Source organism: Hoeflea sp. BAL378 (assembly GCF_000759435.1).
GTDB lineage: Bacteria > Pseudomonadota > Alphaproteobacteria > Rhizobiales > Rhizobiaceae > Hoeflea.
Genome location: NZ_JRJG01000144.1, coordinates 1 through 12,117 on the forward strand (window position 1 = coordinate 1; position 12,117 = coordinate 12,117).

Sequence of the window (12,117 nt, forward strand, 5' to 3'; positions counted from 1 at the left end):
TCATTGCGGCGTGGCGGGCGTGATCGTCGAGGCTCTCGCCGAGCGCGGCGTGGCCGCGCTGATGGTCGCCAATGCGCCCGCGGCGATGGCGCCCTGGGGCGGCAACCGGCCGCTGTTCGGCACCGATCCGATCGCCTTTGCCGCGCCCTTGGCCGACGGCGATCCGGTCGTGGTCGACATCTCGCTCTCCAAGGTGGCGCGCGGCAAGATCATGGCTGCGGTGCAGAAGGGCGAGGCCATCCCCGAGGGCTGGGCGCTCGATGCCGATGGCAATCCCACGACCGACGCCAAGGCGGCGATGGCCGGAACCATGATCCCGCTCGGCGACGCCAAGGGTACGGCGCTGGCCCTGATGGTGGAACTGCTCTGCGCCGGGCTGACCGGCGCAAACTACGCCTGGCAGGCAAGCTCGTTCTTCGACGACAAGGGCGATCCGCCCGGCACCGGGCAGGCGATCATCGCCATCGACCCGGACGCCTTCGGGCCCGGCGGGGCGGAGCGCATGGCGCTGATGGCGGACATGGTCGCCGGCACCGAAGGCGCGCGCCTGCCCGGCCGCAGGCGCCAGCAGATTCGTGCGGGCTTGCTCGAGACCGGAATTCCGGTCGAGGCGGATCTGGTCCGGGCGATCCGCGCGATCGGCGCCTGAGGCGGGCCTCGCTGCCTCATCCAGAGCCTGCGCGGCTCAGTAGAGCAGCCGGACCCCGACCAGGGTGATGGCCGGGAACATGGTGAGGATGGCGACGCGGACGATGTCGGTCATGACGAAGGGGAAGACGCCGCGATAGGTGGCCGAGAGCGGCGTGTCCCTGGCCATCGAGTTGATGACGAACAGGTTCATGCCGACGGGGGGCGTTATCAGTCCAACCTCCACGACGATCAGCACGATGATGCCGAACCAGAGCGCGAACTCTTCCGGCGTCAGGCCGTAATCGAGCGCCGACAGGATGGGGAAGAAGATCGGCACGGTGAGAAGGATCATCGACAGCGAGTCCATGACGCAGCCGAAGACGAGATAGAGCACCAGCACCACCACCATCACCAGCCACGGGTTGAAGCCCTGGTCGCCGACATAGGCGGCAGCGGTCTGCGGCAACTGGCTCAGCGCCAGGAACGCGTTGTAGACGCCGGCGCCGAAGACTATGAGAAAGATCATGCCGGTGGCCCCGGCCGTGGTCAGGATCGACGCCTTCAGGGTCGACGGGGTAAGCCCGCCATTGAGAAGCGCGATCAGGCCGGTGCCGAAGGCGCCGATGGCGGCCGCCTCGGTGGGGGTGAAGATGCCGCCATAGATGCCGCCGACCACGGCGATGAACACGATCAGCACCGGCCAGACCCCGACGAGGCTGCGGAACCGTTCGGAATAGGGCGCGCGCTCGCGGTGGCCCGCGGAGCCGGGCTTGAGCCGGACATAGATGGCGATGGCGATCATGTAGCCGAGCGCGGCGAGAATGCCCGGGATGAAGGCGGCGACGAACAGCTTGGCGATGTTCTGCTCGGTGAGGATGGCGTAGATCACCAGGATCACCGAGGGCGGGATCAGGATGCCGAGAGTGCCGCCGGCGGCCAGCGCGCCGGTGGCCAGTTCGCCGGAATAGCCGTAGCGGCGCAGTTCAGGCAGCGCCACCTGGCCCATGGTGGCGGCGGTGGCGAGCGACGAGCCGCAGATCGCGCCGAAGCCGGCGCAGGCGCCCACGGCCGCCATGGCGACCCCGCCCTTCTTGTGGCCCATCCAGGTCTCGGCTGCCTTGAACAGGGCCTGGGACATGCCGCCCAGGGTGGCGAACTGGCCCATCAGCAGAAACAGCGGAATGATCGACAGCGAATAGCTTGAGAACGTGCCCCAGGTAAGGTTCTTGAGCTGGGCGAACACCATCAGGAACGAGCCGTTGATGAAATAGCTGCCGCCGATGCCGACCATCAGCATCGCCAGCCCGATCGGGATCCTGAGGAAGATCAGCACCAAGAGGACCGGAAAGGAGAGAAGCGCGATGTCGATATGGCTCAATGCTGGATCTCCCCGTGGGCCTGGTCCTGCCCGGTCACCAGCGCCCGGGCGCTCAGAACCACGCACCAGAAGCTCACAAGGACAAAGCCGATGGCGCCTGCGAGCCCCGACGCATAGGCCCACCAGATCGGATACTGGATGATGAAGGTGGTCTCGCCATAGACGTATTTGTCCACCGTTCCGTCCCAGTGCTTCCAGGTCAGGAGAGCCGCGATCGCCAGCATCAGCAGATCGGCCGCCAGGTCGATCAGCCGGTTGATCCCGGCGCCCATGTTCATGGTCAGGATTTCCACCGACGCATGCTGGCGGTTGATCTGCACCCAGGGCAGGAAGGCGAAGACGGCGAAGCCGGTGCCCAGTTCGACCAGCTCGAAATCGCCGCGGATCGGCGCCAGGCCGACGAAGAGCAGGGCGCGGCCGGTGACCGAGACGACGGTGATGAGGATGACCGCGATCAATGCCAGGCCGCCGAGAATGGCCAGAAAGGACGCCAACTGCCGCATGGCGCGGTCGATGCGGTCAACCATGCGCGCTGTCCCGAATGAAGGGTCCCGGGATGAGCGGCGGCCGCGAATTGAGGGTTTCGAGATCGAACCCGGCCAGCGCCTTGTAGCGGGCGGCGTAATCGGCCAGTTCCTGGGCGGTCATCACCTCGCCGATGCTGTCGAACAGGCCTTGGCACTTGTCCTCGACCACCTGCATGATCTGGTCCGGGCCGTTGCCGCGGTTGGCGAGCACGATCCGTGTGGTCGCCGGTCGCCGCTCGTCCTCATAGGCGATCAGTGCGGTCTCGGAGACCTGGTGATCGACCAGGTTCTTGCCCAGGATGCGGGCGTCGAGGATCGCCTGCGACGCGCCGTTCGAGCCGATCGGATACATCGGGTGGGCGGCGTCGCCCATCAGCGTGACGCGGCCGTCGCGCCAGGTCTCGAGCGGATCGCGGTCGACCATGGGATATTCGTAGATGGCGCCGGCACTCCGGATCAGGGCCGGAATGTCGAGCCAGTCGAACTTCCAGCTTTCGAAGGCGGGCAGGAAATCCTCGGTCCTGCCGGGCCGGTTCCAGTCCTCGCGGTTCCACAGCGCATCGGGCGCCTTCTTGATTTCCGCCACCCAGTTGATGTCGGCGAGCCCGGTGTCGGGATCGGCCTTCGAGATGGGGTAGGTCACGAATTTCTGCCATTCATGGCCGGCCATGGCCATCGTCGCGCCGGTCAGGAACGGCCGGGCGCGACTGGTCGCGCGCCATAGCACGGCGCCGCCCCAGACCGGCGGGCCTTCGTGCGGGTTCATCTGGGCGCGGATCGCCGAATGGATGCCGTCGGCGGCGACGAGAAGACTGCCGCGCTCGGTCCGGGTCTCGCCCTTGCGGCTGACCAGGTTGAGGTTGACGCCGTCGCTGTCCTGCGAGTAACCGGTGGCCTTCCACCCGGTCTCGATCGCCCCGGCGCCGAGGCGCTCGCGCACGGTCTGCATCAGCATGAGCTGCAGCTTGCCGCGATGGACCGAGAGTTGCGGCCAGTTGTAGCCGGCCTCGAGGCCGCGCGGCTCGGACCAGATCGGCCGGCCGTGCTTGGAGAAATAGGCGACTTCGCGCGTGCGGATGCCGATGTCGTCGAACCAGGCCTCGAGGCCGAGGTCCATGAGCTCGCGGATCGCGTGCGGCTGCAGGTTGATGCCCACGCCGAGCGGGCGGATCTCGTTGACCTGCTCGAACAGCCTGACGGGAATCCCGATCTGGCGGCAGGTCAGGGCGAAGGTCAGTCCGGCAATTCCGGCGCCGGCAACAAGGATGGTCATCGTCGAAACTCGCAATATCGCTCCGGCGGAGCAGCCCCCTCGGGCCGGCCCCGCCGGATCTGGGACGTCGGTCGACTTACTTGGTGTTGGCGGCGATCAGCTCCTGCGCCTTGGCGTAAAGCGCCTCGCCGTCAATGCCCTTGTCCTTCATTTCGACAAACCAGTTGTCGCGCACCTTCTCGCCGACTTCCCGCCAGCGCGCCACTTCGGCCTCGTCGAGGACGACAATCTCGTTGTCGGTGTCCTCGGCGATCTTGCGGCCGGGGGCGTCATAGGAGGCCTGGGTCTTGCCGGCATAGGCCGAGAATTCCGCGCCGGTGTTGTCGTCGATCACCTTCTTGAGATCGTCGGGGAGGCTGTCGTACTTGGCCTGGTTCATGGCCAGCACGAAGGCCGCGGTGTAGAGCGCATGGTCGCCGGCGAACTCGGTGTGGGTGTCGACCAGTTCGGCGATCTTGAGCGACGGCGTGACTTCCCACGGAATGACGGTGGCGTCGATCACGCCCTTGGACAGGGCTTCCGGAATGGCTGGGACCGGCATGCCGACAGGCTCGGCGCCGAGTTCGGCCAGCAGGCCGTTGATGACGCGGGTCGGGCCGCGCAGCTTCTTGCCCTGCATGTCCTCGAGCTTGTGGATGCCCTCGCCCTTGGCGTGAATGACGCCGGGGCCATGCACCCAGGTGGCGAGAATCTTGACGCCCTGGAATTCCTGGGCCTCCATGTCGGACTTGAACAATTCCCAATAGGCGCGCGAGGTGGCTTCGGCATTGGTCATCATGAAGGGAAGCTCGAACACCTCGACGCGGGGAAAGCGGCCCGGCGTGTAGCCCGGAAGCGTCCAGACGATGTCGACCACGCCGTCGCGGGCCTGGTCCATCAGTTGCGGCGGCGTGCCGCCGAGCGACATGGCGGAGAAGACCTCGACCTTGATGCGGCCGCCGGACTCCGTGCCGATCTTCTCGGCCCAGGGGATGAGAACGCCGGCGGGCACATTGGCCTGGGCCGGCAGGAACTGGTGCATGCGCAGGGTGACTTCCTGCGCGAAGGCGCCGACGGACGAGGCGCCATAGGCCGACAGGGCGACCGCGGCAGCCGCGGCGGATTTCAGGAATGTGCGTTTCTTCATTGTATCCTCCCAGATTGATGGTGCGGTCCCAACCGCAGTTCCCCAGAAAGTAGGGTTATTTTTTGTAACTGCCTAGGGTGTGTTGCATAGCATTGACCGGACGCCGTCGCCAGCAAATCCACCGCTTCCGGCGATGGCGGCGGCGGGTGTCTTCCGGACTGTCCTCCCAAACATGTCCCGGGCCGATCGGTCGCAATTAACCGACCGTCCGGTTGGTTTATAGGATGAACCCCCGGAGCCGACAAGCGCTTTCTGGCGGGCTGAGACGAAAGGCTTAGGGCCAAGCCTGGCGCGCATTATTGCAAGTTTCCCTGTTGATCCTTTTGCAAAAAAGGAAAATGATGGCGCGTGGGGGGAGAGGATAGTGCACCCCAGGGAGGAAATTGATGGCGACTGTATCAATGACCGTGAACGGACGATCCGTCTCCGGTCAATGCGAGGACCGGACGCTTCTGGTCCAGTTCATCCGGGAAAATCTCGGCCTGACCGGAACCCATGTCGGGTGCGACACGTCCCAGTGCGGCGCCTGCGTCGTGCATGTCGACGGCAAGGCGGTCAAGTCCTGCACCATGCTGGCCGCGCAGGCCGACGGGTCGGAGGTCATGACCATCGAGGGGCTGGCGTCCGGCGGCGAGTTGCACCCGGTGCAGGCGGCCTTCCGCGAGCATCACGGCCTGCAGTGCGGGTTCTGCACCCCGGGCATGATCATGTCGGCGGTCGACATGATCAAGCGGCATGGCGGCCAGCTTGACGAGAAGACCGTGCGCGCCGAGCTCGAAGGCAATATCTGCCGCTGCACGGGCTATCACAACATCGTCAAGGCCGTTCTCGATGCTGCGTCCAAGATGGGCGACGGCGCGCGGATCGCCGCCGAATAGGCACTGCCGAACAGGCAATGGCGAAAGGCGGCGGACGGGAACAGGCAGGCAGGCGACAGCGATCCGCAGCGGGCTCGCCGGATGAGGATCCGGCCCCGGAAAAGTCCGGATCCCTGGCCATCGGCGCTCCTGCCCGACATTCCGCACCGGCTTTTCTCCAGCACTCAACCGGAGGAGTTTGAGACATGGGAATGGAAGGTATCGGCGCCCGCGTGGCGCGCAAGGAAGACAAGCGGTTCATCACCGGCAAGGGCAAGTACACCGACGACATGGTGGTGCCTGGCATGAAGCAGGCGCATTTCGTCCGCTCGCCCCATGCCCATGCGAAGATTGTCAGCATCGACACCTCGGCGGCGGAGAAGATGCCGGGCGTGATCGGCATTCTCAACGGCGCGCAGCTCAGCGAAGACGCCATCGGCAACATCATCTGCGGCTGGATGATCCACTCCAAGGACGGCTCGCCGATGAACATGGGGGTCTGGCGGCCGCTGGCCCAGGACACGGTGCGCTATGTCGGCGATGCCATCGCCATCGTCGTCGCCGACACCAAGGCGCAGGCGCGGGATGCCGCGGAAGCCGTGGTGATCGAGTACGAAACCCTTCCCGTGGTGACCAGCGCGGTCGACGCGCTCAAGGACGGCGCGCCGCAGCTCCACGCCAATGCGCCGGGCAACCTGATCTATGACTGGGAGATCGGCGATGCGGCGGCCACCGATGCGGCGATCGCCGCGGCGGCCCATGTCACCGAGATGAAGATCATCAACAACCGGCTGGTTCCCAACCCGATGGAGCCGCGGGCGGCGCTCGGCGTCTATGACGAGGGCGAGGACCACTACACGCTCTGGACCACCTCGCAGAACCCGCATGTGGCGCGGCTGGTGCTGAGCGCCTTCTACAATGTGGCGCCCGAGAACAAGCTGCGCGTGATCGCGCCGGACGTGGGCGGCGGCTTCGGCTCGAAGATCTACATCTATCCCGAGGAGATCGTCTGCCTGTGGGCCTCCAAGCGGACCGGCGTTCCGGTGAAGTGGAATTGCGACCGGACCGAAGCCTTCCTCACCGACGCCCATGGCCGCGACCATGTCTCGACCGTGAAGATGGCGTTCGACGCCAACAACCGGATCACCGGTTTCAAGGTCGACACGATCGCCAATCTCGGCGCCTACATGTCGCTGTTTTCGAGCTCGGTGCCGACCTATCTCTACGCCACGCTGCTGTCGGGCCAGTACAACATCCCGGCGATCCACGCCAATGTGCGCACGGTCTACACCAACACCGTGCCGGTGGACGCCTATCGCGGCGCCGGCCGGCCGGAGGCGACCTATCTGCTCGAACGGACCATGGAGACGGCGGCGCGCGAACTGGGCGTGACGCCGGCGGAGCTGAGACGGACCAACTTCATCCGCGAGTTCCCGCACCAGACGCCGGTGATCATGTGCTACGACGCGGGCGACTACGAAGCCTCGCTGTCGGCGGCGATGAAAGCGTCCGACTATGACGGCTTTCCCGCCCGCAAGGCGGAGGCCAAGAGCCGCGGCAAGCTCCGCGGCATCGGCATGAGCTGCTACATCGAGGCCTGCGGCATCGCGCCCTCGGCCGCTGTGGGATCGCTCGGCGCCGGCGTGGGTCTGTGGGAATCGGCCGAAGTGCGGGTCAATGCGGTGGGCACCGTCGAGGTGCTGACCGGCTCGCACAGCCATGGCCAGGGCCACGAGACCACCTTCGCCCAGCTCGTCGCCGGCCGCTTCGGCGTCGGCATCGACAGCGTCTCGATCGTGCACGGCGACACCGACAAGGTGCAGATGGGCATGGGCACCTATGGCTCGCGCTCGGGCGCGGTGGGCATGTCGGCGGTGGTCAAGGCGCTCGACAAGGTCGAGGCCAAGGCCAAGAAGATCGCCGCGCACCTGATGGAGGCCGACGAGAGCGACATCGTCATCGAGAACGGCGAGCTCAAGGTGGCCGGCACCGACAAGAGCGTGCCGTGGTTCCAGATGGCGCTCGCCGCCTACACCGCGCACAACCTGCCCGAGGGCATGGAGCCGGGCCTGAAGGAGGGCGCGTTCTACGATCCGTCCAACTTCACCTTCCCGGCCGGCTGCTACATCTGCGAGGTCGAGGTTGATCCGGACACCGGCAAGACCGAGATCGTGCAGTTCGTCGCCGCCGACGATTTCGGCAAGATCATCAACCCGATGATCGTCGAGGGCCAGGTGCATGGCGGCCTGGCGCAGGGCATCGGCCAGGCGCTGCTCGAAGGCGCGCATTACGATCCGGACAGCGGGCAGCTTCTGACGGCGAGCTACATGGACTACACCATGCCGCGCGCCGACGACCTGCCCTCGTTCCAGGTCTCGACCACGGAAACCGTCTGTCCGTCCAACCCGCTCGGCATCAAGGGTTGCGGCGAGGCCGGCGCCATCGGCTCGCCGCCGGCGCTGATCAACGCCATCACGGATGCCATCGGCAACAATGACCTGACCATGCCCGCCACCTCGCAGAGGGTGTGGGCAGCGCTCGCGTCGGCACGTTAAGAAAGGGAGGCAGACATCATGTATGCAACCAATTATCACCGCGCCTCCTCGGTCGAGGACGCCGTGAAGCTCGCCTCGTCCAATGACGAGGCCAAGTATCTCTCCGGCGGGCAGACCCTGCTGCCCACCATGAAGCAGCGGCTCGCGGCCCCCTCGGATCTGGTCGATCTCAGGCATGTGAGCGAGATGAAGGGCATCTCGGTCAATGGCGGGAAAATCCGCATCGGCGCCGCCACCACCCATGCGGAGGTGGCGAATTCCGCCGAGATCGCCAGGGCCTGCCCGGCGCTCGCGCATCTGGCCGCCCATATCGGCGACCCGCATGTGCGGCACATGGGCACCATCGGCGGCTCGATCGCCAACAACGACCCGGCGGCCGATTACCCGGCGGGCCTGCTGGCGCTGGGTGCAACCATCGTCACCAACACCCGCTCGATTGCCGCGGACGACTTCTTCACCGGCATGTTCGAAACGGCGCTCGAGGACGGCGAACTGATCGTGGCGGTGGAGATCACGGCTCCCGCCAAATGCGGCTACGCCAAGTTCCCCAACCCGGCGTCGCGCTATGCGCTTACCGGCGTGTTCGTCGCGCGGCAGGGCGACGGCTCGGTCCGCGTGGCGGTCACCGGCGCGGGCTCCGACGGCGTGTTCCGCCAGGCCGACATGGAGCAGGCGCTGGCGTCCAACTTCTCCGCGGGCGCGCTTGACGGCGTCACGGTCGATGACAGCGACCTGATGGCCGACATCCACGCGTCCTCAGCCTATCGCGCCAACCTGGTCAAGGTCATGGCCAAGCGGGCGGTCGCCGCCGCGGGATAAGGCGCCGATCGACCGCATTCGTCACCAGAGCCGCCCGCAGCAGACCGCTGCGGGCGGCTTTCTCATGCCCGGGGAAGTCCCGGCCGCGATCCGGCGCGCCGCCACTCAGAAGCTGTTGCGCTCGCGGCTGCGCGGGTCTTCCTCCGCCCGGTGCGGATCGTAGATGCCCGAGCGCGCCAGCCTCCGCCAGGGGCGGGCAAGGTTCCCCGGATCGGCGCCGATGTCGGCCAAAGCGATCGACGGCCGCCCGTCGTCGGGACACCGGGCCGCCCACTGACCCGACGGCATGGCGATTCCCGAAGGGGCGGCGAGGCTGTTCTGCGCATGGACCGAGAAGCTGACCCAGAAATTGTTGCTTGCCGCGTGACCCAAAGTCTCGGCGGCAAAGGCCGCGTCGGCGCAGGTTCCGCCGGTGGTCGAGAACAGCACGCAATCGACCTCCAAGCGCTCATACTCGATGAAGATCTCGGGGAAATGCACTTCCATGCCGAGCGCGCAACCGAAGCGCACGCCGTCGACCACGAAAGTCACCGGCGTGGCGCCCGGCGTGTACATGTGCGAAATCTTGGTGTGGGACAGCATGCGCTCGTCATAGCGGGTGACAAGCTCGCCGGACCCGGAGATCACGTAGAGACTGGCGTGCGGCCGATGCGGCTCCTCCAGCCGGTGCACCGAGCCGAACACGGTCCACAGTCCAAGTTCCTGCGCGAGGTGCCGGACCGCGTCTGTTTCCGCGCGCAGCAATTGCCAGTCCATCCGGCTCCAGTCGGAGGCCCCGATCTCGCCGCGGCCAAGGCAGGACATGGCGCGTTTGCTGGGGGAGCAGATGGCGCCTTCGGGAAAATGCACAAGCCGGGCGCCGGCCTGGCGCGCCTCCTGCATCAGCCGGCGCATCGCGGCGCCGCACCGGCGCAGCGCATCGCCATCGCGCGGATCGTCGCAGGAGGGGGTTTGCGCCACCGCCACTCTCACCGTGCCGGCGGGCTGCGGCGCGATCGGCGAGTTGGAGCGGAGGTTTGACAGGGCGGCGGTGTAGGATTCGCCGGTTCTGGCGGCGCGCGCCCGGACACGGCGCTTGAAGTTGGTATTTCTGGTCATCGTCGAGCCTTTCGCGCTTCGGCGAGTTCTCCGGCAACCCCATCCGAAACGGTCAGACCAAGACAAACGACCCGAGACAAAAGCCCCTTTGCCTCCGGCGAAGACCTTGCCGGGGAAGGTCCTTGGAGGTTCGGCGCAGGCCACGCCGCCCCGAGGATGGCCGGATCAGCGTGATTCGTCAACGCGGTCCGGCGCGGCGGCCGCAGGCCTCATGACGTCTGCCGCACGCCGCAATCGGCGATGATCGAGATCGCCACCGCGCGCGCCTCCCGGTCGGCGGCATAGACGTCGTCGATGCCTGTGGCCTGGCGACCGTCGTCGAGCCGGTCCATGGTGGCGGCGACGATGTCGGCCATCTCGAGGAACCCGATCCTGCCGGCGATGAAGGCCTCCAGCGCCGCCTCCTTGGCGCCGTTGAGAATGGCGCCCTGGAGCCCCCCGCGCTGCATGGCGGTGCGGGCCAGCGCCAGCGCCGGGAAACGGATCTCGTCGGGCGCGGAGAAATCGAGCCGGGCCAGCCGGGCGAAATCGAGCCGTTCGACCGGGAGATTGGCCCGGCGGGGATGGGAGATGGCGTAGCCGATGGCGTGGCGCATGTCGGGGGCGCCGAGCTGGGCCAGCACAGAACCGTCCGAATAGCCGACCATGGAATGGATGATGGATTGCGGATGGACGATGACCTCGATCTGGTCGGGCCTGAGGCCGAACAGATGCCGCGCCTCGATCATCTCCAGCGCCTTGTTGAACATCGAGGCGCTGTCGATGGAGATCTTGATGCCCATCGACCAGTTCGGATGCGCGGCGGCGACATCGGCGGTCATGGAGGCCATCTGCTCGCGGGTATGGTCGCGGAACGGGCCGCCCGACGCGGTCAGGATGATGCGCTCGACCGCATGGCGCTGGTTCTCCTCCAGCACCTGGAAGATGGCGCTGTGTTCGCTGTCGACCGGCAGCAGCCTGCCGCCGCCCCTGGCGATCGCCGCGGTGAACAGGTCTCCGGCGGAGACCAGGCATTCCTTGTTGGCCAGTGCGATGTCGGCGCCGCCGGCGATGGCCGCGAGCGTCGGCGCCAGGCCGGCGATGCCGACGATGCCGGCGAGCAGGAGATCGGTGTCGCGGTGGCCGGCTTCGATCAGCGCCGAAGGCCCCGCGCCGGCCTCGATGCCCGAGCCCGCCAGAGCCGATTTGAGCTCGGCGTAGCGATCCGGATCGGCAGTCACGGCGAACCCGGCGCCGGTCTGTCTTGCCTGCCGGACCAGGAGGTCGATATTGCCCATGCCGGTGATGGCGGGAACCTCGAAGGCCTCGCGGCCGCCCAGGTGGCTCATGACGTCAAGCGTGTTGCGGCCGATGGAGCCGGTCGAGCCGAGGATGGAGATGCGGCGTCTTGCTGGTGAGGCGGCTGTCGTCATGGATGCACCATCGTGGGCTTGCGGCATGCGGTCAAGCTATCTTCACAGCCCGGATCTGCCATTGAGATCAAGCAATTCGACGAAAAGCGCCGAATGGTCAAGATCACCGCCGCCGAGATCGTCGGCCAGGCGCCGGAACCGGTCGCGCACCGCCTCGACCAGAGGCAGCCGGATGCCGAGGTCGCGGGCCTCGCTGAGCACGTTGTCCAGGTCCTTGATCTGGACCAGCACGCGGCCGCCGGGCTCGTAGCTGCCTGACTGCATGCGCGCGCCATGGATCTGCAGGATGGTGGAATCGGCAAATCCGCCCGCGAGCGCGGCCCGGAAAGCCCCGAGATCGCCGCCGCCTTCGGACACCAGCAGGGTGGCCTCGGCCACGGCGCCGATGGTGATGCCGACGATCGCCTGATTGGCGAGCTTGGCGAGCTGGCCCGCGCCCGAT

At 66.8% G+C, this 12,117-nt stretch carries 11 protein-coding genes; 4 read left to right on the forward strand and 7 right to left on the reverse strand.

Going from position 1 to position 12,117, the window contains the following annotated elements; genetic code table 11:
- Positions 1–649 (forward strand): Ldh family oxidoreductase (locus LL06_RS23155; protein WP_035532600.1); only part of this gene is annotated, 649 nt, incomplete at its 5' end.
- Between the two features lie 36 nt (positions 650–685).
- Here LL06_RS23155 and LL06_RS23160 read toward each other — a convergent pair.
- The 4 genes from LL06_RS23160 to LL06_RS23175 form a co-directional block, all read right to left on the reverse strand.
- On the reverse strand, positions 686–2,008 hold the full coding sequence (locus LL06_RS23160) for a TRAP transporter large permease (RefSeq protein ID WP_035532602.1): 1,323 nt from the start codon (positions 2,006–2,008) through the stop codon (positions 686–688).
- On the reverse strand, positions 2,005–2,535 hold the full coding sequence (locus LL06_RS23165) for a TRAP transporter small permease subunit (RefSeq protein WP_035532604.1): 531 nt from the start codon (positions 2,533–2,535) through the stop codon (positions 2,005–2,007). Before LL06_RS23165 ends, LL06_RS23160 begins: the two co-directional genes overlap by 4 nt.
- Positions 2,528–3,808: a flavin-dependent oxidoreductase gene (locus LL06_RS23170; protein WP_035532606.1), complete on the reverse strand. Its 1,281-nt coding sequence runs from the start codon at positions 3,806–3,808 to the stop codon at positions 2,528–2,530. The genes LL06_RS23165 and LL06_RS23170 overlap by 8 nt, the downstream gene beginning before the upstream one ends.
- Before the next feature lie 76 nt (positions 3,809–3,884).
- The gene (locus LL06_RS23175; protein WP_035532608.1) at positions 3,885–4,934 is read right to left on the reverse strand and encodes a TRAP transporter substrate-binding protein; all 1,050 of its coding nucleotides are present in this window, start codon (positions 4,932–4,934) and stop codon (positions 3,885–3,887) included.
- A gap of 386 nt (positions 4,935–5,320) precedes the next feature.
- On the opposite strand from LL06_RS23175, the gene LL06_RS23180 reads away from it, so the two are divergent.
- From LL06_RS23180 to LL06_RS23190, 3 genes are all read left to right on the forward strand, one after another.
- A complete protein-coding gene (locus LL06_RS23180; protein WP_035532611.1) occupies positions 5,321–5,812 on the forward strand; it encodes a (2Fe-2S)-binding protein in 492 nt (163 codons plus the stop codon).
- Between the two features lie 185 nt (positions 5,813–5,997).
- Positions 5,998–8,346, forward strand: a complete 2,349-nt coding sequence (locus tag LL06_RS23185; protein ID WP_035532614.1) for a xanthine dehydrogenase family protein molybdopterin-binding subunit — start codon at positions 5,998–6,000, stop codon at positions 8,344–8,346.
- An 18-nt stretch (positions 8,347–8,364) separates the two neighbouring features.
- Positions 8,365–9,165: a xanthine dehydrogenase family protein subunit M gene (locus tag LL06_RS23190; RefSeq protein WP_035532616.1), complete on the forward strand. Its 801-nt coding sequence runs from the start codon at positions 8,365–8,367 to the stop codon at positions 9,163–9,165.
- A 105-nt stretch (positions 9,166–9,270) separates the two neighbouring features.
- Here LL06_RS23190 and LL06_RS23195 read toward each other — a convergent pair whose 3' ends face one another.
- The 3 genes from LL06_RS23195 to LL06_RS23205 all read right to left on the reverse strand — a co-directional run.
- On the reverse strand, positions 9,271–10,263 hold the full coding sequence (locus tag LL06_RS23195) for a carbon-nitrogen hydrolase family protein (RefSeq protein WP_035532618.1): 993 nt from the start codon (positions 10,261–10,263) through the stop codon (positions 9,271–9,273).
- A 209-nt stretch (positions 10,264–10,472) separates the two neighbouring features.
- Positions 10,473–11,675 carry a 1-deoxy-D-xylulose-5-phosphate reductoisomerase gene (gene dxr, locus LL06_RS23200; RefSeq protein WP_035532619.1) on the reverse strand — a complete coding sequence of 401 codons (1,203 nt, stop codon included), beginning with the start codon at positions 11,673–11,675 and terminating at the stop codon, positions 10,473–10,475.
- Between the two features lie 42 nt (positions 11,676–11,717).
- Positions 11,718–12,117, reverse strand: a 400-nt coding sequence (locus LL06_RS23205; protein ID WP_035532621.1) for an NAD-binding protein, incomplete at its 5' end; no start/stop codon positions are given.